The sequence below is a fragment of the Mesorhizobium sp. M0040 genome (genome assembly GCF_040323505.1).
Lineage (GTDB): Bacteria > Pseudomonadota > Alphaproteobacteria > Rhizobiales > Rhizobiaceae > Mesorhizobium.
Map to the genome: position 1 here is coordinate 47,244 of NZ_JAMYVA010000026.1, position 25,407 is coordinate 72,650.

Genomic DNA, 25,407 nt, shown 5'->3' on the forward strand with positions numbered 1-25,407 from the left:
GCAGTGCCTTTTCATATGTATATACATAATCGTCACCTATTGAAACGGAAAAGATGATGGCTGCAGAGAGCAAAAGCCGGGCAGGAGAGCTTCGCCTCTGGCGCAATGCGCGCCTCGCGACCATGGCCGAAAGCAGCGCCGGGTCAGGCGTCGTCGAGCACGGTGCGGTCGCCGTGCGCAACGGCCGGATCGTCTATGCCGGGCCGGAAGTCGACATGCCGGCGGCTCTCCGCGAGGGCGCCGAGGCGACCGACTGCGAAGGCCGCTGGATTACGCCCGGCCTCATCGACTGCCACACCCATCTGGTCCACGCCGGCAACCGTGCCAATGAATTCGAGATGCGGCTGGCCGGCGCCAGCTATGAGGAGGTTGCCAAGGCCGGCGGCGGCATCGTCTCGTCGGTCAAGGCGTTGCGCGCGGCGAGCGAGGACGAACTGGTCGGCCAGTCGCTGCCGCGCCTCGATGCGCTGATTGCCGAAGGCGTCACCACCGTCGAGATTAAATCCGGCTACGGTCTCGACCTCGAAAACGAGAAGAAGTCGCTGCGCGCCGCACGACGGCTGGGCGGTGAGCGGCCGGTGACAGTCAGGACCACTTTCCTCGGCGCTCATGCGCTGCCGCCCGAAGCAAAAGGTGACAAGGACGCCTTTATCGATCTTGTTGCAAAGCAGATTTTGCCGGCCGTCGCTGCCGAGGGCCTGGCCGATGCCGTCGACGGTTTTTGCGAAGGCATTGCCTTTTGGCCGGAGCAGATCGCCCGCGTGTTCGATGCCGCGAAGGCGGCGGGCCTGCCGGTCAAGCTCCATGCGGACCAGCTGTCCAATCTGCACGGCGCCGAACTTGCGGCGCGCTATGGTGCGCTATCGGCCGACCACCTCGAATACACCGACGAGGCCGGTGCGGCGGCGATGGCGAAGGCCGGAACCTTGGCGACCATCCTGCCCGGCGCCTACTACTTCATCCGCGAGACCAAGAAGCCGCCGATCGCCTTGTTTCGCCAGCATGGCGTCAGGATGGCCGTTGCCACCGATAACAATCCCGGCACGTCGCCGCTGACCTCGCTGCTGCTGACCATGAACATGGCCGCGACATTGTTTGGCCTGACCGTCGATGAATGCATTGCCGGCGTTACCCGCGAGGCTGCCCGCGCGCTCGGGCTGCTTGGACAGACCGGCACGCTGGAGGCCGGAAAATCCGCCGATCTGGCGATCTGGAACGTCGAGCGCCCGGCCGAACTCGTCTACCGCATGGGCTTCAACCCGCTGCATGCCCGCATCTGGAGGGGACAATGACCGAACTCAAGCTAAGGCCGGGCAATGCCACGCTGGCCGATTGGCGCGCCATCTATCGCGGCGCCGCACTGAGGCTCGACGATGCCTGCCGGCCGAAGATCAAGGCCAGCGCCGAGGCCGTCGCCAGGATCGTTGCCAAGGGCGAGCCGGTCTATGGCATCAATACCGGCTTCGGCAAGCTGGCCAGCGTCCGCATCCCCGCCGCCGATCTGGAAACGTTGCAGCGAAACATCGTGCTGTCTCATGCCGCCGGCGTCGGCGAGCCGATGCCCGTCGCAATCTGCCGGCTGATGATGGCGCTGAAGCTGGCCAGCCTGGCACAGGGCGCCTCCGGCGTGCGGCCGCGGACGATCGAACTGATCGAGGCGATGCTGGCCAACGACGTTATCCCCGTGGTGCCGGCGCAAGGCTCGGTCGGCGCTTCCGGCGACCTTGCGCCGCTGTCGCACATGACCGCCGTGATGATCGGCGTCGGCGAGTGCTTTACCCCGCATGGCCGCTTTCCCGCCAAGGTCGCCTTCGTTTCGCATGGGTTGGAGCCGGTGACACTAGGCGCCAAGGAAGGCCTGGCGCTGCTCAACGGCACCCAGTTTTCGACCGCCTATGCGCTTGCCGCTTTGTTCGAGGCGGAAGTGCTCTACCAGTCGGCACTGGTCGCCGGCGCGCTGTCGACCGATGCCGCCAAGGGCTCCGACGCTCCGTTCGATCCACGCATCCATCTGCTCAGGAAACATCGCGGCCAGATCGAGACGGCCGAGGCGTTGCGCAATTTGATGGCCGGCAGCGCCATCCGTGAATCGCACCGCGTCGGCGACGAGCGCGTGCAGGATCCGTATTGCCTACGCTGCCAGCCGCAGGTGATGGGCGCAGCACTCGACGTGCTCCGCAAGGCCGCCGAGACGCTCGGCACCGAGGCCAACGGCGTCACCGACAATCCGCTGATCTTTGCCGAGGACGACTCGGCACTTTCGGGCGGCAATTTCCATGCCGAGCCGGTCGCCTTCGCCGCCGACATGATCGCACTCGCCGTCTGCGAGATCGGCTCGCTGTCGGAGCGGCGCATCGCCATGCTGGTCGATCCGGCGCTGTCGGGCATGCCGGCCTTTCTGACGCCCAAGCCGGGTCTGAATTCCGGTTTCATGATCCCTCAGGTCACGGCGGCAGCACTGGTTTCTGAAAACAAGCAAAAGGCCTATCCGGCCAGCGTCGATTCGATCCCGACCTCGGCCAACCAGGAAGACCACGTCTCGATGGCGGCGCATGGCGCGCGCCGCCTCATCGGTATGGTCGAGAATGCGACGGCCGTCATCGGCATCGAATTGCTGGCCGCCGCGCAAGGCTGCGATTTCCACGCACCGCTGGCCTCGAGCGCGGCACTGGAGGCGGTGCGCCGGCTGGTCAGGGCAGAGGTGCCGCATCTCGACAACGACCGGCACTTCCACCCCGACATGGAGAAGGCCATCGCCATGATACGCAGCGGCGCGGCGATCGAAGCGGCAAGCGCGGTAAGGCTGCCGGGGGTGACGTCGTGAGGCCGTCGTCGCTGCGTTACGCCGGCATGGGTCGTGTTCAGTCGCGCCCCCCTCTGTCCTGTCGGACAGTCCGGCAGGACAGAGGGGGGCGCTGTCCCGCCAACCTCAGCCCGGCAACACCGAAACTTTCAAATCCAGAAACAAAAAACCCGCCTCAAAGGCGGGTCGTCGGGCCGAATCAGCACCATACGCAAATTAGTAGCATAGCTGCCGGCACAAAGCAAGAACAAAATGCGTTCCGACCGGCAAAAAGCGAGGTCGGTGTTCACGGACGATTGCAAGGTCGCGTTCCTTCGCGCCCCCCTCTGTCCTGCCGGACATCTCCCCCACTTGGGGGGAGATTGGCAGTTTCACCGACAACGCCTTTTCTTCAGCGTTGGAGATTGGCGAAAGCCGAAGCGACATCCAATCTCCCCCCGCGTGGGGGAGATGTCTGGCAGGACAGAGGGGGGCGCCGTAGAGCTCCAGTGCAAGGAGACTTTTCATGAACGAGCGCGACTGGCTTACCGTCCATGAAGGATCCAAGCCGCTGCTTGTCAGCTTGCCGCATACGGGCACGGATCTGGCTGGCCTGGAAAATCGGTTTGTTTCGCCGTGGCTCGCACGCCGCGACACCGACTGGTGGATCGAGCAACTCTACGATTTTGCGGCTGATCTTGGCGCCAGCGTCATCCGCACGGCGATTTCGCGCACCGTTATCGACGTCAACCGTGATCCGTCCGGCGTTTCGCTCTATCCCGGCCAGACGACGACTGGGCTCTGCCCGACAGAGACCTTTGACGGCGATCAGCTCTACCGCAAGGGTGAAGAGCCGGGACCGTCGGAGATCGACGAACGCCGCGAGAAGTTCTTCGTACCCTATCATGCCGCTCTGCAGGCCGAGATCGACAGGCTGCGCGCTTTGCATGGGAAGGTCGTCGTCTATGACTGCCATTCGATCCGCTCGGTGCTGCCGCGCCTTTTCGAAGGCAAATTGCCGGTCTTCAATCTCGGCACCAATGACGGCAAGAGCGCCGATCCGACGCTGCAAGCGACGGTTGGCCAGATCCTCGCCGAAACCGGCGAGAGCTACGTCGTCAACGGCCGCTTCAAGGGCGGCTGGATCACGCGCCATTTCGGCCAGCCGCAAGCCGGCGTCCACGCGCTGCAGATGGAACTCTCCAACCGCGGCTATATGCGCGAGCCCGAAGGCAAGGGCGAACCGGCTAACTGGCCGGTGCCTTACGAGGCCGAATTCGCGGCGCCGATCCGCGTCACGCTGAAGAAGATCCTGGAAACCGCGATCGCCTGGGCCGAACGCTGACGCGCGGTGCACCTCACTCGAAAGGGACAATCATGACCGATCCTCGCCACAACATCCGTGAAGTGCGCAGCCCGCGCGGCAGCGAGCTCAACGCCCGCACCTGGCTGACGGAAGCGCCGTTGCGCATGCTGATGAACAATCTCGACCCAGACGTCGCCGAAAACCCCAACGAGTTGGTCGTCTATGGCGGCATCGGCCGGGCGGCGCGCACCTGGAACGATTTCGACCGCATCGTTGCCTCGCTGAAGACGCTTGGCGACGACGAGACGTTGTTGGTGCAATCGGGCAAGCCGGTCGGCGTGTTCCGCACTCATCCTGACGCCCCGCGCGTGCTGATCGCCAATTCCAACCTGGTGCCGCACTGGGCGACATGGGAGAAATTCAACGAGCTCGATAGAAAGGGCCTGATGATGTACGGCCAGATGACGGCCGGCTCGTGGATCTACATCGGCACGCAAGGCATCGTGCAGGGCACCTACGAGACCTTCGTCGAGGCCGGCCGCCAGCATTATGGCGGCAATCTCAGGGGCAAGTGGATCCTGACCGGCGGTCTCGGCGGCATGGGCGGTGCCCAGCCGCTCGCCGCGGTCATGGCCGGCGCCTGCTGCCTGGCCGTCGAATGCGATCCCGACCGCATCGATTTCCGGCTGCGCACCCGCTATGTCGATGAGCGCGCCGACACGCTCGACGAGGCCTTGGAAAAGATCGAGCGCTGGACCAAAGCCGGTGAGGCGAAATCGGTTGGCCTGGTCGGCAACGCCGCCGACATCCTGCCGGAACTGGTGCGGCGCGGCGTGCGCCCTGACATCGTCACCGACCAGACCTCGGCGCATGACCCGCTCAATGGCTATCTGCCCAAGGGCTGGTCGCTGGCCGAGTGGCGCGAGAAGCGCACCAGCGACCCGAAGGCGGTTGAAAGAGCTGCCCGCGCGTCGATGCGCGAGCATGTCGAGGCGATGGTGGCGTTCTGGAATGCCGGCGTGCCGACGCTCGACTACGGCAACAACATCCGCCAGGTGGCGAAGGAGGAGGGGTTCGAGAATGCTTTTGCCTTCCCGGGTTTCGTGCCGGCTTATATCCGTCCGCTGTTTTGCCGCGGCATCGGCCCGTTCCGCTGGGCAGCGCTTTCCGGCGATCCCGAGGATATCTACAAGACCGACGCCAAGGTGCGCGAGCTGACCCCCGGCAACACCCATCTGCACAACTGGCTCGACATGGCGCGTGAGCGCATCGCCTTCCAGGGCCTGCCGGCGCGCATCTGCTGGGTTGGGCTTGGCGATCGCCACCGGCTCGGCCTCGCCTTCAACGAGATGGTCGCCAGGGGCGAACTGAAGGCGCCGGTGGTCATCGGCCGCGATCACCTCGATTCCGGCTCGGTCGCCTCGCCGAACCGCGAGACGGAGGCGATGAAGGACGGCTCCGATGCCGTCTCCGACTGGCCGTTGCTCAATGCCTTGCTCAACACAGCGTCCGGCGCCACCTGGGTGTCGCTGCACCATGGCGGCGGCGTCGGCATGGGCTTTTCGCAGCATGCCGGCATGGTCATCGTCGCCGACGGCACGCCCGAGGCGGCCAAGCGCCTGGAGCGAGTTCTGTGGAACGATCCGGCGACCGGCGTCATGCGCCACGCCGATGCCGGCTATGACATCGCGATCGAGTGCGCCCGGGAGAACCAGCTCAATCTGCCCGGCATTTTGGGCTGAGCCGCGCCTTGCGCATCCTTCGGGCAGCCGAATACCGGTCGATGCCGTGGAAGAACGGCGGCGGGGTGACGACGGAGATTGCCGTCTCGCCGGCAGGTGCCGGGCTCGACGATTTCGACTGGCGCGTCTCGATGGCGCTGGTCGAGGGCGGCGGCCCATTTTCCGGATTTGCCGGCGTCGACCGGACCTTGGCGTTGCTGGAAGGCGAGGGCATGATCCTCGACATCGCCGGCCGGCTACCGGTCGAAATCATCAAGACTTCCGCACCGCTTGCCTTTCCGGCCGACGTGCCGACGCAAGCCACGCTGATCGCCGGTCCGATCACCGACCTCAACGTCATGACCCGCCGCGACCGGGCGATCCACACGGTCGAGCGCCTGCTGATTTCGGCTCCGACGGAGATCCAGGCCGAAGCCGATGAAACACTCATCCTGTGCGTCGACGGCGAACTCAGCGTGGCCGGCGCGGCGCCCATGCAACTTGGGCCGCTCGACGCGCTGTTGCTCGGGGCGCAAGCGCCGGAACTGCGCCTGGATCCGGTCCGGCCGGCCATGCTGTTCGTGATCCGCATCGACCGCATTGCCGGCAACGATTAACGTCTGTTTCCAAACATGATCGTGACGCCGGCCAAATATCGCGTAAGCTGGTCGCTGCATCACGAAAAAGCCTGAATCTTCCGCCGATCAGAAGCCGAAACGATGCTCATAGTGCCCGCCTGGAAGTTGTCGAAAGACGGCATCTTGTCGTGGTGCGGAAACAAACTTTCGGCCAAGTGTTGCGATGCAACCAATTGCATTTGGACCGGTTTTAGGGACATTGCCGTGGCGGTGACGCCGCACTGCGTCCCCAACACGGAACCTTAGATGAATATCCAGACCAATCTCGCACAGATCGAAAAGACGAGCGCCAGCTTCCCGGCTGTCACCGACGTGCCGATACGCTCCAATTTCCTGCCGGAAGATCGGCTGCGCGCTTTGGGCGCAGCCCTTGCCAATGGCGACGCCAAGGACTTGTTCGGTCTGACGCCTTTCGATTTTCAGGCGCGCATCCGCGACAGTGCCAGGAAAATTCTCGATGTCTACCGTTCCACCAACGCTGCCCAGGCGAGGGGCGAAACGATCACGCCCGCGGCGCAGTGGCTGCTCGACAACAACTACCTGGTCGAGGAGACCATTTTTCAGGTCAAGCGCGACCTGCCGCGCCGCTTCTACCGCCAGTTGCCGACGCTGAAACTGTCGGATGGATCCAGCGTGCCGCGCGCACTGGCGGTCGCGTGGACCTATGTCGCGCATTCCGACAGTTCCGTCTCGTCGGCCATGTTCAAGGCGATTGTCGAAGGCTTCCAGTCCATCGAGCCGCTGAAGATTGGCGAATTATGGGCGCTGCCATCGCTGCTGCGCTTCGTCCTGATCGAGAACCTTCGCCGGATCGCGGTCCGCGTCAATCGCACGCGGGAACTGCGCCAGATCGCCAACGAGGTCGCCGATCGTGTGCTGGCGACGGACGACAGCGCCGACCGGCAGGCGATACTTTCCCACTACAGCGCCCATGCGCAGGACACCACCTTCGCCACCCAGTTGCTCTACCGGCTGCGTGACGGCTCGCAAAATGCCGGCAGGGCGCTGGAATGGCTGGAGGGCGAGCTGGAAAGGACCGGCTCCGACGCCGAGGAGATCATCCTCAGCGAGCACCACACGCTGTCCAGCGGCAACGTGACCACCGGCAACATCATCCGCGGCCTGCGCCTGATCAACGACATCGACTGGACGGTGTGGTTCGAGGGCGTCAGCCGCATCGACACCTTGCTGCGCGAACGCACCGATTTCGCCGCGCTCGATTTCTTTTCGCGCGACCAATACCGGACTGCGATCGAGGAGCTGGCGCGCCGTTCCGATCTCTCCGAATTTCGCGTTGCCGAAAGGGCGATCGAGCTCGCCGGCCATGCTGCCGATGCACCGGGCTCCGAAAGCGGTCCGATCGCTCACACCGACGTCGGCTTCTTTCTGGTCGGCCCGCGCCGGCAGGAGCTCGAGCGGTCGATCGGCTACCGGCCGACCATCGGCAAGGCGCTCAACCGGACCTTCCGCAAGACCGGATGGCTGGGCATCGTCGTGCCGGTGTTTGCGCTGACGGTCCTGCTTCTGGTCGTTTCCGGCAATGCGCTTGCCAATCTCGGCCTGTCGGTGCCGTCGATCGTCCTGATGCTGGCCCTGTTCGCGGTGCCGGCCAGCGAAGGCGCGCTCGCATTCTTCAACACCGTCGTCTCGCTGTTTTTGAAGCCGACGCGTCTCATCGGCTATGATTTCAGGCACGGTGTGCCGCCCGAGGCGCGCACGCTGGTGGTGGTGCCGTCGCTGATCGGCTCGCGCGACGATGTCGAGGAGAACATCCGCAACATCGAGGTGCATCACCTCGCCAACACGGCGGGCGAAGTCTATTTCGCGCTGCTTTCCGACTGGCCGGACTCGAAGACCGAGATCGATACGGCGGATGTCGAAATCCTCGAATTCGCCCGCGCCGAAATCGCCAGGCTGAACGCCCGCTATCCCTCGGAAGGGGCGCCGCGCTTTTATCTGCTGCATCGGCGCCGGCTCTACAACGCATCGCAAGGCGTCTGGATGGGCTGGGAGCGCAAGCGCGGCAAGCTGCACGAATTGAACCTTCTGCTGCGCGGGGACAGCGACACCACCTTCCTGCCGTTGGAAGTGCCATTGCCGGAGAGCGTCGTCCACGTGATGACGCTGGACGCCGACACCCGTACCACCCGCGACGCCGTCGCTGCGCTGGCCGGCAAGCTTTGCCACCCGCTCAACCGTCCGCATTTCGATGTCGCACGGCGCGAGGTTACGGCAGGTTATTCCATCCTGCAGCCGCGTATCACCGCGTCGCTGACCAGTGGCGACGAGGCATCGTTCTTTCAGCGTGTCTTTTCCGCCAATCGCGGGCTCGATCCGTACGTCTTTGCCGTGTCGGATCTCTACCAGGACATCTTCGGCGACGGTTCCTTCACCGGCAAGGGTCTCTACCATGTCGACGCCTTCGAGGCGGCGCTGAAGGGCCGCATCGAGGAAAACACCATCCTCAGCCATGATCTGCTCGAAGGCGCCCTGGCGCGCTCGGCCTTGGTCACCGACGTCGAACTGGTCGAGGACTATCCGACCCGCTATTCGGTCGACGCGTCGCGCCACCATCGCTGGGCACGCGGCGACTGGCAGCTTCTGGGCTTCATTCTTGGCCCACGCTCAAACGTGCCGGCGCTGTCGCGCTGGAAGATGGTGGACAATCTGCGCCGCTCGGTGACGCCGATCTTCTGGGTGATGGCCGCGATCGCCGGCTGGACGCTGCTGCCCTTCACGCAGGCCGCCCAATGGCAGGCGCTGCTGATCCTCACGCTGTTCATGGCGCCCACTTTCGACATCGTCGACGCCATCCTGCCGAAGAGCGGCGACCAGACGCCGCGGGGCCATTTCTCGGCACTGGCACGCGACGTTGCCTTCGGCACTGCCCTGGTGGCGCTGAAGATCGTGCTGATGGCGCATGTTGCCTGGATGATGGGCGACGCGATCATCCGCACGCTCTACCGCCTGTTCGTCAGCCGCCAGAACCTGCTCGAATGGCGCACCGCCTCGCAGGCACACAAGGGCGGCGACAACGATCTCGGCTCCTACTACAGCATCATGTACGGCGCGGTGATCATAGGCGTCGTCGGCCTCGCCGTCCCGGTGCTGGCCGATTCCACCGGCGCCTTCGTCGCCTTCTTCTTTGCCTTGTTCTGGATCGGCGCGCCCGCCATCGCCTGCTGGATCAGCCGTTCGGCCGAAACCGAGGACCGCCTGCGCATATCGGCCGCCGACATCCACGCGCTGCGCACCGTGGCGCGGCGTACATGGCACTATTTCGAGACCTTCGTGACGGCCGAGCATCACAATCTGCCGCCGGATAATTTCCAGGAAAGCCCGGCCCCAGTGGTGGCGCCCCGCACCTCGCCGACCAATATCGGCGTCTACCTGCTGTCGGTGATTTCGGCACGCGATTTCGGCTGGATCAGCCTCTCCGACGCCGTCAACCGCATCGACGCGACCATGTCGACCATCGAGAGCATGCCGCGCGACCGCGGCCATCTCTTCAACTGGTATGACACGACGACCCTGAAGCCGCTCTACCCGCTGTACATTTCGGCGGTCGACAGCGGCAATCTCGCCGGCCATCTGGTGGCCGTGGCCGCTGCCTGCGCCGAATGGGCCGAAGCGCCGTCGGTGCATGTGCAGGGCGACTTCGAAGGCATCCTCGACACCGTCACCATCCTCGACGAAAGCCTTGAGGAACTGCCCGACGACCGGCGTCAATTGCGGCCCTTGCGCCAGCGGCTCGCCGACCGTCTCGACGGCATGCGGCGGGCGGTCGAATTGATCAAGGCGCAGCCGGAGATGGCGTCGATCCGTACCATCAACCTGGCCGTCCTGGCCGGCGAGATACGCAAGCTCGCGACAGCCATTCACACCGAGGCCGCGTCGACCCAGAGCGACACCATCGCCGATTGGGCGGCCAGGCTCGAAGCCACCTGCGAGGCGCATGTGCACGACGCGCACAGCGACGAAAACGCCGTCGCGGCATTGCGGGCCAAGCTTCAGACGTTGCGCGAGCGCACGCGCCGTTTCGCCTTCGAGATGGATTTCTCGTTCCTGATGCGGCCCGAACGCAAGCTCTTGTCGATCGGTTACCGGGTCGAGGAGCATCAGCTCGACGAAAGCTGCTACGATCTTTTGGCCTCCGAGGCGCGGCTGACCAGCCTGTTCGCCATCGCCAAGGGCGATTTGCCGACCGAGCACTGGTTCCGGCTCGGCCGGCCGATCGTCGAGATCGGCTTCCAGGGCGCACTGATGTCCTGGTCCGGCTCGATGTTCGAATATCTGATGCCGCCACTGGTGATGAAGGAGCCGCAAGGCAGCATTCTCAACCAGACCAGCAAGCTCATCATCAAGCGCCAGATCCAGTATGGCCGTTCGAAGAACGTTCCCTGGGGGATTTCGGAAGCGGCCTACAACGCCCGCGACCGCGAGCTGACCTATCAGTACACCAATTTCGGCGTGCCCGGGCTCGGCCTGAAGCGCGGCCTTGGCCAAAACACGGTGATCGCGCCTTACGCGACCGTGCTGGCAGCGCAGTTCACGCCGCATGAATCCGTCCAGAACCTGGCCAAGCTCAGGCGGCTGGGCGCACTGGGCCGGCACGGTTTTTACGACGCGGTGGATTTCACGCCGCAACGCGTTCCCGAGGGCACCGACCACGCCGTCGTGCTCAACTACATGGCCCACCACTCCGGCATGTCGATTGCCGCAGTTGCCGATGCGATCTTCGAAGGGCGCCTGCGCGACCGCTTCCACAGCGATCCGGTGATCGAGTCGGCCGAATTGCTGCTGCAGGAAAGGGCGCCGCGCGACATCCCGACTGCGACCGTCAGGACCGAGGCCGACGAGCGCTCGAAGGACGAGACCGAGCTGGAAAGCCCGGATACCCGCATCGTGCTCGATCCGCTCAGGGCGCTCCGCTCGACCAGTGTCATGTCCAATGGCCGCTATTCGGTCATGGTGACCGCCACCGGCTCCGGGTACAGCCGCTGGGGCGAACTTGCCGTCACGCGCTGGCAGCCGGATCCGACCGAGGACCGCCTTGGTTCCTATATTTTCCTGCGCGACGCCAGCAACGGAGACTGGTGGTCGACCACCGCCGAGCCGAAGCGCGCCGCCGGCGAGCGTGCGCAAACGCTGTTCTCCGACGACAAGGCGAGCTTCGTCAAATCGATTGGATCGCTGCGTTCGGAAGTCGAGTGCATCGTCATCTCGGAAGGCAATGGTGAGGGCCGACGGGTGACGCTCCACAATGACGGCCCCGCCGACCGGCATATCGAAGTAACCTCGTTTGCCGAACTGGTGCTGGGCTCCGAGCCCTCGGATAATGCCCATCCGGCTTTTTCGAAGATGTTCGTGGAAACCGAGATCGCGCCGAACAACGGCGCGATCTTCGCCACCAGGGGCAAGCGCGAAAAGGACGAACCCGACGTCACCATGGTGCATTTCGTCACCGACCCGTCTGGATCGGCGCGAGACGCCGAGGCGGAAACCGACAGGCGCGCCTTCATCGGCCGCGGCCGCACCATCACCGAAGCGGCTGCCTTTGATCCCGGCGCCACGCTTGGGGGCCATTCCGGCTTCACCCTGGATCCGATCGCATCGCTTCGCCGGCAGGTGCGCGTGCCGGCCAACAAGAAGATTTCGCTGACGTTCTGGACCGTCGTCGGTACCCATCGCGCCGAATTGGATGCCGCCATCGCACGGCTCGACCATCCCGAAAGCTTCGCCCGCCAGGCGATGCTCGCCTGGACGCGCTCGCAGGTGCAGACCCGGCACCTTGGCCTCAGCCTGTCCGACGCCGCCAATGTGCAGAAGCTGGCGCGCTATCTGATCTATCCCGATCCGTTCCTGCGCCTTCCGGGCGAATCCATCGTCTCCGGGCTCGGCAGGCAGTCCAGCCTGTGGCCGACCAGCATATCCGGCGATTTTCCGATTTTCCTGGTCAGGATCGCCGATGTCGCCGATCTGGAGATCGTCGCCCAGGCGCTTCGCTTCCAGGAATACATGCGCGCCCGCGGCATGATGATCGATTTTGTCGTCGTCAACGAGCAGGCGTCATCCTACGTGCAGGACCTGCAGCGCGCGGTGGAGACGCTGTGCGAAAACAGCCGGTTGCGCGGCAAGGAACTCGGACCCCGCCAGCACATCTTCGCAGTGCGCCGCGATCTGATGGAGGAAACGACCTACAGGACCTTGCTCGCCGTCGCTCGGGTGGTGCTGCATACGCGCAACGGCACCATCTTCGACCAGATCGAGCGCGCCGAGGCCGCGGCACTGCAGGCGCGGGACGCCGCCCTCCAGCCGGCAGACCTTGCAGCGCTTCGCGAGCCGTCCTTGCCGGTGCCGACGTCGCAAGCATCTGCGGCCCAGGCACTGATCGAGGGCCGCGTCGACGGCAGCGGGCTCGACCAATGGAACGGTTTCGGCGGCTTCGACGGCGACGGACGCCACTACGTCGTGCGTCTTGCCGGCCGGCGCACGACGCCGCAGCCGTGGATCAACGTCATCTCCAACCCATCGTTCGGGTTCCACATATCGGCTGAAGGCGCTGCCTTCACCTGGAGCCGCAACAGCCGCGACTATCAGTTGACGCCATGGTCGAACGATCCGGTCACCAACCGGCCGGGCGAGGGCATCTATATCTACGATCATGCCAGTGGCAGGGCGTTCTCGCCAATGGCTGCCGTGGTGCGTGATCCGACAATGACCTACGAAACCTGGCACGGGCAGGGTTTTTCGACGTTCCGCTCAAAACGCGGGCCGCTGTCGATGGACCTGACCCATGTTGTCGATCCCGTCGATCCGGTGAAGATATCGCGGCTGCGCATCCAGAATTCGGGTTCGGTGCCGATGCGGCTGCGCGTCTACGCCTATGCGGAATGGGTTCTTGGCGGCCATCGCTCGCGCACCGCTGCAAGCATCGTTCCGTCGAGGGATGCCGCAACCGGCGCATTGCTGGCGCAAAATCCCTATGGGCTCGATTTCGGCGAGCGGATCGCCTTTCTGGCCGCCGACGGTGCTGTGCATTCGGTCACCGCCGATCGCGGCGAGTTCATCGGCAGGCAAGGCACGAGCGAGTTTCCGCATGCCGTGCTGAGCGGCGCCGGCCTGTCCGGCCGTGTCGAGGCCGGCGACGATCCCTGCGCGGCCATCGCACGCGACATCGACATCGCTGCCGGCGGCGACGTCACGCTGCTCTGGCTGCTCGGCGACGCGGCCTCGCCCGAGGCGGCCAGGGCGCTGGTGCAGACCCATCGCTCAAGGGATTTCGATCAGCGGCTGGCCGACAACGAGCGCACATGGCGCGGCTTTCTCGACACAATCCAGGTCGAGACGCCGGACAAGGCACTCGACGCTATGGTCAATCACTGGCTGCCCTATCAGAGCCTGGCCTGCCGCATCCGTGCCCGCTCTGCGTTCTATCAGGCGAGCGGTGCCTTCGGCTTCCGCGATCAGTTGCAGGATACCTTGGCTTTGCTGGCGCATGACCCCAAGCTGGCGCGTGATCAGATACTCAATGCGGCGCGGCGGCAATTCCCCGAAGGCGACGTGCAGCATTGGTGGCTGCCGCGCACCGAGGCCGGCGTCCGCACCATGATCTCGGACGACGTCGTCTGGCTGGCCCACGCCACGGCCCGCTACCTGCTGGTGACCGGCGACACCGCGATCCTGAAGGAGCAACTGCCCTTCATCGAAGGGCAGGCGCTAGGCGAAGGCGAGCACGATGCTTTCTTCATCCCAGAAATCTCGAAGAAGACAGCCTCGCTCTACGACCATTGCGCGCGGGCGCTCGATCTTGCCGTCAAGCGCAGCAGCCCAGCCGGGCTGCCGCTGATCCTCGGCGGCGACTGGAACGACGGCATGAACCGCGTCGGCGAGCACGGCAAGGGCGAGAGCGTGTGGCTGGGCTGGTTCCTGCTGAAGACGCTGGGCGACTTTGCCGCTGTCGCCAAGGCGGAGCGCGATGCCAAGCGCGTGCAGGCCTGGACGAAGCACGCCGAGGTGCTGAAGCGGGCGCTGGAAAGCACCGCCTGGGATGGCGAGTGGTATCGGCGCGGCAGCTTCGACGACGGCACGCCGCTCGGCTCGCGCAAGTCGGACGAGTGCAAGATCGACTCGATCGCCCAGTCCTGGAGCGTGCTTTCGGGCGAGGGCGACCCGGCGCGGTCGACCACGGCAATGGCGCAGGCGATGAAAGCGCTCGTCGACGACGACCTCAAGATCGCCAAACTGTTCACCCCGCCCTTCTCGAAGACGGAAAAGGACCCGGGCTACATCAAGAGCTATCCGCCGGGGGTCCGTGAAAACGGCGGCCAATACACGCACGCGGCAACATGGTTCGTCATTGCGCTAGCCGAGATGGGTCGCACCGACGATGCCTACCGTTGCCTTTCAATGCTCAATCCGGTCAACCATGCGCTCGACGAAGCCGCGGCAGAGCGCTACCGGGTGGAACCTTATGTCGTCGCGGCCGACGTTTATTCCGGGCAAGACAAGGGCGGCCGCGGCGGCTGGACCTGGTATACCGGGTCGGCGGGCTGGCTTTATCGCGCCGCGGTCGAGAGCATTCTCGGCATAGAGCGCCGCGGACAGCGCCTCCAGTTCACGCCGAGACTTCCTAGCCATTGGGACGGCTATTCGGCAACTCTGAAGATGCTGGGCGCCGAGATCAAGGTACGCGTCGTCCGCGACAAAAAGGCCCGGGCCATCTCACTTGAAGTGAATGGCACGAAGACCAAATCTTCGTCCTTCGAGCCAAAAGCCGGAGATAGTGCCGAGGTGGTCGTCAGAATACCGGCCTAGATTCAAGGGCTTGGAGCGTCGCTTAGCGTTCCCAGGGCACGCACGGGCGCTCCAAGTGCCTCTACCGGTTATATTTGCGTTTGACCTTGCTGAATGCCTGCACACGACTTTAGACGTCGTGCCCAGGGTCTTGCTGATTAAAATTGTGGCAGTGCTTTCCAGCTGCCATGATTTTGCCGCAACGCTGACATTTCACCTTTTATCTCAAACTGTTAGACGATCACGGCAAATTTCGAAGCGTCGTCATCTTTTGTTCGCGGAATGGGAACGGAAGAGCTAGACGAGCATTGTTTTGCGACGCGTCAACCGATACGAGTCAAAAAATGACGCACTGCACCATAAATAATTGGCGGAGTAGCTGAAGTGTCACTTCTGCAAATCTACTGGCGAGCCCTTGGTTATCTCGCTGCCGACAGGAAACGCGTTGCGTTTATCTGCGGGGCGAATGTCGCGCTTGCCATTATCGCCATTCTCGAGCCGATCATGTTCGGCCGGGTGATCGATGCCATTTCGGACCGCGGCTCGGTATTCGCGACGCTCGCAATGTGGGCCGGCATCGGCGCTTTCAATATCGTCGCCTTCGTTCTGGTGGCGCGCGGCGCTGATCGCTTTGCCCACCAGCGGCGCAGCGAGGTTCTTTGCCAGTCGTTCGAGCGCGTCATCACCATGCCGCTTGCCTGGCATCATCAGCGCGGCACCTCCAATTCCCTGCACACGCTTCTGCGGGCGGTCGAGACCCTGTTCAGCCTCTGGCTCGAATTCATGCGGCAGCACCTGTCGACAGCGGTCGCGTTGGTTCTGCTGGTGCCCACGGCGCTCAGCATGGATATCCGCATGTCGATGGTGCTGCTGGCGCTTGGCGCGCTCTATGTCGGCATCGGACGGCTGGTGATGCGGCGCACCAAGGAAGGCCAGGCGGCCGTGGAGCGTCACTACCACAAGGTGTTTGCGCATGTGACCGACTCGGTCAGCAACGTCGCCGTCCTCCAGAGCTACAACCGCATCGGCCACGAGACCGAGGCGCTGAAGCGCTACGTCAAGAATCTGCTCGATGTGCAGAACCCCGTGCTCGACTGGTGGGCAATGGCCAACGCGCTGCATCGCCTGTCGTCGACGATTTCGATGATGGTGGTGCTTCTGATTGGCGCCTACCTGGTGACGCACGGCCAGTTGCGCATCGGCGACGTCATAGCCTTTACCGGCTTTGCCACGCTACTGATTGCCCGGCTCGACCAGATGTCGGCTTTTGCCAACCAGATTTCCGAAGCACGTGCCAAGCTCGAGGAATTCTATCATCTCGAAGACTCCGCTTCCGATGCCGCCGAGCCCGACGGGCTGCGCGACCTCGTCAACGTCACGGGTCATGTGCGTTTCGAGAATGTCTGCTTCGAGTTCGGTAATTCCGGGCAGGGCGTCGACGACGCGTCGTTCGAGGTCCAGGCCGGCCAGACCGTCGCCATCGTCGGCCCGACGGGCGCCGGCAAGACCACGCTCATCAACCTTCTGCAGCGCGTCTTCACGCCGTCCGGCGGACGCATCCTGATCGACGGCATCGATACCCGCACGGTGACCCGCAAGTCGCTGCGCCATTCGATCGCCACCGTGTTCCAGGACGCTGGCCTGCTCAACCGCTCGATCGAGGACAACATCCGCGTCGGCCGTGCGGAGGCGACCTATGACGAGGTCCATGCCGCGGCCAATGCCGCCGCCGCGCAGGATTTCATCCTGTCAAAGTGCGAGGGCTACGACACGGTCGTCGGCGAACGCGGCGGACAGCTGTCCGGTGGCGAGCGCCAGCGCATCGCGATCGCCCGCGCCGTGCTGAAGGACGCGCCCATCCTGGTTCTCGACGAGGCGACCAGCGCGCTCGACGTCGAGACGGAAGACCGCGTCAAGGACGCCATCGACGAATTGCGGCGCGGCCGCACCACCTTCATCATCGCCCACCGCCTGACCACCGTTCGCGACGCCGATCTGGTCGTGTTCATGGACAAGGGCCGGGTGGTCGAGATGGGCGGGTTCACCGAACTGTCGCTGCGCAACGGTCGCTTCGCCAGCCTGCTGCGCGCCGGCGGCCTGCTCAACGACGAGGAGGTCCGCCGCCTCAGCCGTCCGGTGAACGAAGCCGCTTGAGCAGCGCGGCTTGCCTTCTCCCCTTGCGGGAGAAGGTGGCCTCGCGAAGCGAGGTCGGATGAGGGTGCTCCGGCTTGGCGCAAATCTTCATCCAAAATCCAGACTTCGGCGCACGCCGATCATTGGCGCCTCACTCCGTCCAGCACCCCTCATCCGGCTCGACGCTACGCGCCGATCCACCTTCTCCCGCAAGGGGAGAAGGGAAGACGTACCGCCGCTGCGGTTGCCGCAACTCCGCCGGCGGTCTATGTAAAGCCGCATGAGCGATACGACTTCACGCCTCTCCGGCTGGATGGACCTTGCCAACCCGACGCGGTTCGTCGGGCTGGCCGACAAGGTCGTGCCGTGGTTGGCGAGCGTCGCCGCCATCATGCTCGCTGTCGGTCTCTACATGAGCTTCACGGCGCCCGAGGACTTCCAGCAGGGCATCACCGTTCGCATCATGTATATCCACGTGCCTTTCGCCTGGCTTGCCATGATGTGCTACACGCTGATGGCAGTCTCGGCACTGGGCACGCTGGTCTGGCGCCATCCGCTGGCCGACGTGGCGCTGAAATCGGCGGCACCTATCGGCGCCGTCTTCACCGCCCTTGCACTGATCACCGGTTCGATCTGGGGCAAGCCGATGTGGGGCACCTGGTGGGTGTGGGACGCGCGGCTGACCTCGGTCTTCATCCTGTTCCTGATGTATCTCGGCATCATCGCGCTGACCCGCGCGCTCGACGATGCCGGGCGTGCCGCCTGGGCCGCCGCCATCATCACCCTGGTCGGCTTCATCAACATTCCGATCATCAAATTTTCGGTCGACTGGTGGAACACGCTGCATCAGCCGGCGTCGGTGTTCCGGCTCGGCGGCCCGACCATCGACCCAAGCCTGTTGTGGCCATTGCTGGTGATGGCACTCGGCTTCACAGTGCTGTTCTTCGCGCTGCATCTGATGGCTATGCGCACCGAGATCCGGCGCCGCCGGGTCATTTCGATGCGCCGGGTTGCCGCGAGGCAAGCTAACTGACCGCCGTCGAGTTCCTTCGCGCCCCCCTCTGTCCTGCCGGACATCTCCCCCTCAAGGGGGGAGATTGAATGTCACGTATCGTTTCGCCAATCGCGAATGTTGAAAGAGAGGCGCTACCGGCGAAGCTACCGATCTCCCCCCTTGAGGGGAGATGGCCGGCAGGCCAGAGGGGGGCGCTGTCCCTCCAGCGTTCAAAGACTGTTGCCTGAAGCCTTCACACTCGCTCCAGCTTGGTTCATCCCATCCGCCCGCGCGCCTTGACCGGGAGCGTCTCGATCACCGTCTCGCCTTCGACCAGATGCACCTCGTCGAACAGGTTGGTGACGACGCAGCAATGGTCGGGCACGACGCGCACGCGCTCGCCGATGCGAAGCTCGGCGCCGCCTGACAGCGTGACGTTGCCGTGCTCTTCGCTGAGGCTGGTCACCCTTGCGCCTGAAATGCCCAGCAGCTCGCCGAAATCGGCGAGCCCCAGTGTGTCGCTGGAGAGCGCCTTGCTGCCGGCGTCGAGGATGGCGCGTATCGGCGTTGGGTGGCTGACCACCGTCGACAGCACCGTCAGTGCGCAATCGTCGAGGCTGCCGACGCCTTTGGTGACCTGGTAGCGGTCGAGATAGATGTAGGTGCCGGGCCGGTATTCGGTAACGACGCTGTGCTCGCCGGAACGCCACATATCGGGTGTGCCGCCGCTGGAGATGCGCTCGCAAGCAAGGCCGGCTGCGGCAAGCGCTTGCTGCGCATTGGCGAGCCACGCCTCGGTCTCGGCGGCGCGGCCTGCCGCCGGGTAAGTCATCAGGCCGCCGAAGACGAGCCCCCTGACCTTGTCGATCTCTTTGGCCAGCGCGACTGCCTCGCCGGCCGACTGTACACCGCAGCGGCCCATGCCGGTGTCGCATTCGACCAGCACCGGCAGGCGGTGGCCGGGATCGGTAAAGGTGGCGGCAAGTCCCATGAGCGTGTCCATGCTGTCCGTTGTCACCGACAGGGTTACGCGGCCGTGCAGCGCCTTGAGGCGCTCCAGCTTGGCCCGCCCGAGGATATTGTAGGGCAGAAAGATGTCGGTCAGTCCGGCGTCGGCCATGACCTCGGCCTCGCCGATCTTCTGGCAGGTGATGCCGACGGCGCCGGCCGCGATCTGCTTCTTTGCCCAGTAGGGCAGTTTGTGGGTCTTGATGTGCGGCCTGAGCTTCAGCCCGTGCCGGTCGGCATGGGCCTGCGCCCGCGCGATATTGGCTTCGGCGCGGCCGGCATCGATCAGGATCGCCGGCGTATCGAGGTCGTCTATGCTGCGCATGGTCTCACCATCGGAAAATTGGTTGACCTTATGGCCCTGATCGGACCGCATGTCATGGGGCCAGCGACAGCAGTTTGCATCGACACCGGATGGGCGTTCGGCTATGCGGTTAGCGCTTGGAACGCGACGGGAAGGAACCACGACCATGAAACGCTCCGCCATCAACGACATCATCCGCGACGCCGACGCCTTCATCCGCTCTTTCGGCTACATCATGCCGCCCTTCGCCTACTGGACCCCCGAAGAGATGAAGGCGCGTCGGCAGGATTCGTCGGCAATCTTCTCCTCCCGGCTCGGCTGGGACATCACCGACTACGGCCAGGAGAAATTCGACGAGCTCGGCCTGTTCCTGTTCACCGTCCGCAACGGCCGCTACGAGGACATGAAGAAGGGCATGGGCATGCTCTATGCCGAAAAGATCATGATCTCGCGCAAGGACCAGTTGTCGCCGATGCATCGCCACAACATCAAGGCCGAGGACATCATCAACCGCGGCGGCGGCAAACTGGTGCTGGAGCTGTTCATGCATGATCGCGATGGCGGCATCGATCCGAAGGCCGAAGTATCGGTGCCTGTCGACGGAACCATCCACAGACTACCTGCGGGTGGGCTCCTGAAGCTCGACCCAGGCCAGAGCGTCACTTTGCTGCCGGGTGTTTGGCATGCCTTCTGGGCCGAGGGCAAGGACGTGCTGATCGGCGAGGTTTCGACCGTCAACGACGATCTCACCGACAATGTCTTTCGCGAACCAATCGGCCGCTTCGCGGACATCGACGAGGACACAGCACCGCTGCATCTGCTGGTGTCCGACTACGAGAAGTGGGTGGGATAGGGAAGGAGGTGGCGCTGGTTGGAAATGCCGGAACCGATAGCTAGGAGTCCCAATTCAGCTGCTGCAAAAATGTCCGAATACCGATTGTGCTGTCACTGAATTCGCTCGTGCTGTGCAGTGAAAAAACGATATCCACCGTGGGCGGCGCTTCTATTCTCGCTATTATTAGGCGCACGCCGTCATCTAGGATCTCAACGCCCGTTTCTCGTTTCCAATTTCCTCCCACTTGCTGAAGTCGGGGGGAGGAATCGTCGAATTGCTCTCGCATCGATTCGTCGTTTGGAAAGGGAGTGTCGGTGAGGCTGCTGAATTCTTCCCAGGACCCAGAGACCGCCGCCTGAATTGCGCGATCTATCCTGGATTCCTCAGTCGCGCTAATTTTGACCAGCATCCCGTCCCCCCTCCGGTCTACCGCGCATGCTTGTCGGCCCTGCGGTTGCCCAGCAGCAGCTTGCGTTCGAGATGCGCCCGTAGCTCGCCGTAGTAAGCCGTCAGGAACGCGCGTGCGTCATGGGCTTGGGGTGCCGCGCCGATCTTGCGTCCGATCGTTTCGGCCACCGTCCGCAGGGCGAAATAGTCGTCGCGGCGCAGCACCTCCTCCAGCTTGTGGAGTTCGGCAATTCCATAGGCATCGAGTTGGGCGTGGCTGAACCGGAAGGCGCCGGCCGCCGGATCCTGCCGTGCCGACAGGTCTTCAAGCAAGGCGCGCTTCGGCGCCTCGACCACCCAGGTCCCCGCCAACAGGTCGCCGATCCGCATGCGGTCTCGATTGAACAGCGGGAACAAGGCAAACAGCAGCGTCCACACCAGTCCGAACACCGTCGTCAACGTGTCGGCGAGGTCGGTCCCGCTGCGTCCAACGATGATCGACAGCGGCAGGAACACCTCGATCTCGCGCATCAGGTTGCGGGCGATCACCTGGTCGATCGACAGGCCGTCTCCGCTGCGCGACGCGACCCGGATGCCGACGATCCGCTTGCCGGGCGTAGCCGCGCGCCGGCCCGCTTCGAAGACGATGAAGTAGGCGTTGCGCAGAAAGAAGATCAGGATGATCCAGACGACGAAGAGCGGCTGAAATCCCTCGCTGCCAAGGCCTCCCACCCCGAATAGCGCGACGATCGTGATCACGATTGCAGCCACGGCGATGAACACGATGTCGAGCAGGAAGGCGGAGGCCCGCGTGCCGGCGTCGGCCAACTTTATCCGGAGATCGACGCCTTCGGGCGTGATCAGCGGCCGTATAGCCGCGAAGGCGGCGCGTTTAACGATCGCCATGCCGCACCGCCCGGAACAGGTAGAAATAACCGATCCACAGCACCAGCATGCCACCGCCAATGCCGTAGCGCGTGACGTCGCCGGTGATGGTCTGCCTGCCAATGCCCTCGAGCAGCCCGGCAAACAGCAGCATGACCGAGACCCCGACCATGGCGTTCGCGGCGATGCGTCCGGCGCGAGCCGCTGCCGCCATGCGTGTCAATTCGCCGGGAAAGGCGATGCTGGTGCCGATGCGCATGCCCGCCGCACCGGCCAAAGAGATTGCGAACAATTCGGTGGTGCCGTGGATGGCCAGCCAGCCGCCGAGCTCCATGCCAAGCCCCTTGGACCAATAGACTTGGAACAACGCCCCGATCATGCAGCCGTTGAACAGCATCAGCAGCACCGTCGGCACCGCGAAGGCGAAGCCAAGGGCGAAGGCCAGGATTGCGACCTGGACGTTGTGCGTGAACAGATAGGCGGCAAAGCCTGAGAGAAAGCCATTGTCGCCATCATAAAGCATGCCTCGCAGCAGTTCGGCCGAGGTGTCGGGTCCGCGGCCTCCTGCCAGGCCGGGCGGGATGATCGCGTCGAACCAGCTCTTGTCGGATGCCACCAGCCAGGCGCCTGCACCAATGCCGATCACCATCAGCGCGACCGACGCCAATGTCTCGCGCCACAGGTCGCGAATGGCTTCGGGCCAGTCATGCAGGAAGAAATCGGCGAGGCGCTGCCGCAGCCCGCGGCGCGCGCCGTAGAGATAGAAATAACCGCGCAGCGACAGCGCTTCGAGATAGCCGACCAGCGCATTATCGAGCGATGTCGCGCGCGCCACCGACAGGGAAGACAGCGCCGATCGATAGAGCAGCGGCAGCGACAGCAGCTCCTCTTCGGAAAGCGTCCGCGGCGCGCGCTTCTCGACACGCGCCAGCAGCGCCTCGAATGCCTTCCAGTCGGCCTCGCGCTCGCGGCGGAAGCTGGCCAGCGACTGGCGTACCGCGTCGCCGCGCACCGCATTGCCGCGTACCGGCGCCGTCACAGCAAATCCTCCTGCTTGAACTGCAGATAGCGCTCGACCAGCGCCGGACCGAGCCGGTTGTGGTCGGCTTCGATCACATGCGCCCCAAGCAGCCGCAGCCGGCCGATGACGACCTGCCTTTCGCGCAAGAGCCCTCCGGCAACGACCGCGCGGGCAACATCCTCGCCGGAGCGTGGCGGCAGGTCGGCCAGGCCCTCCAGTTCGGTGTCCTTCATCATCATGAACAGCACGAGATGCCGTTCGGTGAGCCGGCCCACGGTGCGCAGCATCAATTCCGCACTGATCGGATCGACGAAATCGGTGAAGATGATGACCAGCGAGCGGCGGTCGAGCCGCGCCGCCAGCGTCGTCAATGCCAGTGTGAAATTGGTCTCCTCGCTGGAATAATCTATCTCGGCGGCCCGTTTCTGGATCATCGCAAAGCTGGCTGGGCCGCGCACCGCGCCAGTCGAAACGCGCGGCCTTGCATCGAAGCCGAACAGACTGACCATGTCACCGCCCTTCAGCGCGATGAATGCCGACAGCAGGGCGGCCGTCACCGCCCGGTCCACCTTCGGCACCCCGTCGACCGGTTCGCACATCAGGCGTCCGCTGTCGATGGCCAGCACGATATTGTTGTTCTCCTCGATGCGGAACTCGCGCGCCAACAGCTTGCCGTGGCGGGCGCTGCGCTTCCAGTCGATCATCCGCCGGCCCATGCCCGGCTGGTAATCCTTGAGCGCGTCGAACTCGCGGCCTTGACCGGCGCGGCGCTGCGCATGGCCTTCGGCAAGCGCCGCATGTTGCAGCAGCGTGATCGCCTCGCCGCGAGCGCTGCTGACGTCGGGCAGCACCGCAACCTTGCTTTCCACCGGCAGGACGACCTGGTTCCAGACCAGCCCGAATGGCCCGCGCCAGCGCACCCAGAGACGGTCGAAGCTGGCGACGCCGCGCCGCAGCGCCTGGAAGCGAAGGTCGAGCGAGCCGCCTCCGGCGGTTGGCAGCAAGGCGCCGCCGCTGCCGTCCACCGGCGCCAGACGCGCATCGTGGCCGACCCGAGCCTCCGCGGCGCGCGACCCCGAGTGACGGGCGGTGATTTGCACGCCGAACTCGCCGCCGACACCGACCTGCTGCGGCGCGTCGATGCTGGCATTCAGCGATGCCCGTCCGCGTCCGGCCGCGGCATCCACCGCCAGGAAGGCAAGCAGCAGGCAACTCCACAGCAATCCCAGATACCAGAACGACGGCAGTGCCAGCGCGACCAGGAAGGCCGGCACCGCGCCGGCCGCAGCTGCCCATACCGCTCGGCCGCTGGGATAGATCAACGTGGTGCTTCCGTCTGGTCGACCAGGTCGGAGACGATCTGCTCGACCAGCCGGCCATCGATCTGTGCGGCAGGCGAAAGGATGACGCGATGACGCAGCGCCGGCACCGCCAGCGCCTTGACGTCGTCGGGGATCACATAGGCGCGTCCGTCCAGCGCCGCCCGGGCACGCGCCGCCCGCGCCAGCATGGCGCCGGCGCGCGGACTGGCCCCGACCTCCAGATCGGCATTTTCGCGCGTAGCCCGAACCAGCGCCGCTATGTAGCCGACGACATCGTCGACAAGCGTGACGGAGCCGACGACTTCAAGGGCCTCCTGCAGCGTTTCGCGATCCGTCTGCGCCTCGATGCCATATTGCGCGATGTCGTGCGAGGCGGAGCCGCCGCCATGATGGACGATGATGGCTCGTTCTTCCTCGGGGCCGGGATAGCTGACGCGGTGCTTGAACAGGAAGCGGTCGAGCTGCGCCTCCGGCAGCGGATAGACGCCCTGGTGCTCGATCGGATTCTGGGTCGCGACGACCATGAAATTGCGGCCGAGCGAATGCGTGGTGCCGTCGAAGGTGACCGCATGTTCCTGCATCGCCTCGAGCAGTGCAGCCTGCGTCTTGGGCGGCGTGCGGTTGATTTCGTCGGCAAGCAGGAGATCGCAGAAGATCGGGCCGCGCGTCAGCGTGAACTGCCCGGTCTGGAAGTTGTAGATGTTCGACCCGACGATATCGCCGGGCATCAGGTCCGGCGTGAACTGGATGCGCCCGTAAGCGATCCCAAGCGCCTGGGCGAAGCAGCGCGCCGTCATTGTCTTGGCCGTGCCCGGAGGACCTTCCAGCAGGATATGCCCGCCCGCAAACAAGGCGGTCAGCATCAGGTCGACCGTATCGTGCTGCCCGGTGATCGCCTTGGCCACTTCTTCCCTGATCCGTGTCGCCAGGGCCTTCACATCATCGACGTTCACCGAGCCTCCTTGCCGTCCAGTCATGCAGCCGTTCTGCTGCCTGTTGCATCTGCGTCAGATTCTTCGCCTCGCCGGCCGCTTGCGAGCGCGTCGTGAAGCCGCCAGCTTGCTCCTTATCGCGAGAGTCGAGCCAGTGGTCGAGCGCTTTGCCTTGCAACCCTTGCGGTGCGCCGAGCAGCGCGCCGGCGCGCACCCGCATCAAGGCCGCATAGCGGCCTCCCAGCTCGTCCAGCCGGCCGGCACGCCGCATGAGCATCGCCGTCGTATAGACCACCGGCCGCGATGCGGAGGGCCGGCGGCGCGGGTGGGATACGGTGTGGTT

General features: G+C 64.5%; 15 protein-coding genes and 1 pseudogene. 9 read left to right on the forward strand and 7 right to left on the reverse strand.

The annotated features are described in order from the left end of the window. The first annotated feature begins 56 nt into the window (after positions 1–56). From hutI to NKJ91_RS21275, 8 genes are all read left to right on the forward strand, one after another. Positions 57–1,292, forward strand: a complete 1,236-nt coding sequence (gene hutI / locus NKJ91_RS21240) for an imidazolonepropionase (RefSeq protein WP_352457140.1) — start codon at positions 57–59, stop codon at positions 1,290–1,292. Then, entirely contained in the window at positions 1,289–2,824 is a 1,536-nt protein-coding gene (hutH, locus tag NKJ91_RS21245) for a histidine ammonia-lyase (RefSeq protein WP_352457141.1), read from the forward strand. Before hutI ends, hutH begins: the two co-directional genes overlap by 4 nt. Before the next feature lie 484 nt (positions 2,825–3,308). Then, on the forward strand, positions 3,309–4,127 hold the full coding sequence (gene hutG / locus NKJ91_RS21250) for an N-formylglutamate deformylase (RefSeq protein WP_352457142.1): 819 nt from the start codon (positions 3,309–3,311) through the stop codon (positions 4,125–4,127). Positions 4,128–4,159: 32 nt separating this feature from the next. After that, positions 4,160–5,830 carry a urocanate hydratase gene (hutU, locus tag NKJ91_RS21255; protein WP_352457143.1) on the forward strand — a complete coding sequence of 557 codons (1,671 nt, stop codon included), beginning with the start codon at positions 4,160–4,162 and terminating at the stop codon, positions 5,828–5,830. 8 nt (positions 5,831–5,838) lie between these two features. Then, on the forward strand, positions 5,839–6,426 hold the full coding sequence (locus tag NKJ91_RS21260) for a HutD/Ves family protein (RefSeq protein ID WP_352457144.1): 588 nt from the start codon (positions 5,839–5,841) through the stop codon (positions 6,424–6,426). A 267-nt stretch (positions 6,427–6,693) separates the two neighbouring features. Next, positions 6,694–15,264: a glycoside hydrolase family 94 protein gene (locus NKJ91_RS21265; protein WP_352457145.1), complete on the forward strand. Its 8,571-nt coding sequence runs from the start codon at positions 6,694–6,696 to the stop codon at positions 15,262–15,264. A 363-nt stretch (positions 15,265–15,627) separates the two neighbouring features. Beyond that, positions 15,628–17,397 carry a glucan ABC transporter ATP-binding protein/ permease gene (locus NKJ91_RS21270; protein WP_352457146.1) on the forward strand — a complete coding sequence of 590 codons (1,770 nt, stop codon included), beginning with the start codon at positions 15,628–15,630 and terminating at the stop codon, positions 17,395–17,397. Between the two features lie 259 nt (positions 17,398–17,656). Then, positions 17,657–18,409: a heme ABC transporter permease gene (locus NKJ91_RS21275; protein WP_352457147.1), complete on the forward strand. Its 753-nt coding sequence runs from the start codon at positions 17,657–17,659 to the stop codon at positions 18,407–18,409. Between the two features lie 235 nt (positions 18,410–18,644). On the opposite strand, the gene NKJ91_RS21280 is transcribed toward NKJ91_RS21275, so the two are convergent. Further along, entirely contained in the window at positions 18,645–19,703 is a 1,059-nt protein-coding gene (locus tag NKJ91_RS21280) for a D-TA family PLP-dependent enzyme (RefSeq protein ID WP_352457148.1), read from the reverse strand. Between the two features lie 145 nt (positions 19,704–19,848). Between NKJ91_RS21280 and NKJ91_RS21285 the strand changes: the two genes are divergently transcribed. After that, positions 19,849–20,535 carry a D-lyxose/D-mannose family sugar isomerase gene (locus NKJ91_RS21285; RefSeq protein WP_352457149.1) on the forward strand — a complete coding sequence of 229 codons (687 nt, stop codon included), beginning with the start codon at positions 19,849–19,851 and terminating at the stop codon, positions 20,533–20,535. Positions 20,536–20,575: 40 nt separating this feature from the next. On the opposite strand, the gene NKJ91_RS21290 is transcribed toward NKJ91_RS21285, so the two are convergent. From NKJ91_RS21290 to NKJ91_RS21315, 6 genes and pseudogenes are all read right to left on the reverse strand, one after another. After that, the gene (locus tag NKJ91_RS21290; protein ID WP_352457150.1) at positions 20,576–20,926 is read right to left on the reverse strand and encodes a hypothetical protein; all 351 of its coding nucleotides are present in this window, start codon (positions 20,924–20,926) and stop codon (positions 20,576–20,578) included. A 17-nt stretch (positions 20,927–20,943) separates the two neighbouring features. Then, positions 20,944–21,732, reverse strand: coding sequence for an RDD family protein (locus NKJ91_RS21295; protein ID WP_352457151.1), 789 nt, complete (start codon positions 21,730–21,732; stop codon positions 20,944–20,946). Between the two features lie 64 nt (positions 21,733–21,796). Continuing rightward, on the reverse strand, positions 21,797–22,828 hold the full coding sequence (locus NKJ91_RS21300; protein ID WP_352457152.1) for a stage II sporulation protein M: 1,032 nt from the start codon (positions 22,826–22,828) through the stop codon (positions 21,797–21,799). Beyond that, positions 22,825–24,132 carry a DUF58 domain-containing protein gene (locus tag NKJ91_RS21305; RefSeq protein WP_352457153.1) on the reverse strand — a complete coding sequence of 436 codons (1,308 nt, stop codon included), beginning with the start codon at positions 24,130–24,132 and terminating at the stop codon, positions 22,825–22,827. Before NKJ91_RS21305 ends, NKJ91_RS21300 begins: the two co-directional genes overlap by 4 nt. Next, the gene (locus tag NKJ91_RS21310; RefSeq protein WP_352449246.1) at positions 24,129–25,085 is read right to left on the reverse strand and encodes an AAA family ATPase; all 957 of its coding nucleotides are present in this window, start codon (positions 25,083–25,085) and stop codon (positions 24,129–24,131) included. The genes NKJ91_RS21305 and NKJ91_RS21310 overlap by 4 nt, the downstream gene beginning before the upstream one ends. Next, a pseudogene (locus NKJ91_RS21315) lies at positions 25,072–25,407 on the reverse strand (hypothetical protein); the annotation flags it as partial. The pseudogene NKJ91_RS21315 and the gene NKJ91_RS21310, both read right to left, overlap by 14 nt.

Bases quoted from the DNA above. Each gene is read 5' to 3' on its own strand.
- NKJ91_RS21285 (WP_352457149.1), top strand. From the start codon at position 19,849: ATGAAACGCTCCGCCATCAACGACATCATCCGCGACGCCGACGCCTTC.
- hutG (WP_352457142.1), top strand. From the start codon at position 3,309: ATGAACGAGCGCGACTGGCTTACCGTCCATGAAGGATCCAAGCCGCTG.
- NKJ91_RS21265 (WP_352457145.1), top strand. From the start codon at position 6,694: ATGAATATCCAGACCAATCTCGCACAGATCGAAAAGACGAGCGCCAGC.
- NKJ91_RS21280 (WP_352457148.1), bottom strand. From the start codon at position 19,703: ATGCGCAGCATAGACGACCTCGATACGCCGGCGATCCTGATCGATGCC.
- hutI (WP_352457140.1), top strand. From the start codon at position 57: ATGGCTGCAGAGAGCAAAAGCCGGGCAGGAGAGCTTCGCCTCTGGCGC.
- NKJ91_RS21290 (WP_352457150.1), bottom strand. From the start codon at position 20,926: ATGCTGGTCAAAATTAGCGCGACTGAGGAATCCAGGATAGATCGCGCA.
- hutU (WP_352457143.1), top strand. From the start codon at position 4,160: ATGACCGATCCTCGCCACAACATCCGTGAAGTGCGCAGCCCGCGCGGC.
- NKJ91_RS21275 (WP_352457147.1), top strand. From the start codon at position 17,657: ATGAGCGATACGACTTCACGCCTCTCCGGCTGGATGGACCTTGCCAAC.
- hutH (WP_352457141.1), top strand. From the start codon at position 1,289: ATGACCGAACTCAAGCTAAGGCCGGGCAATGCCACGCTGGCCGATTGG.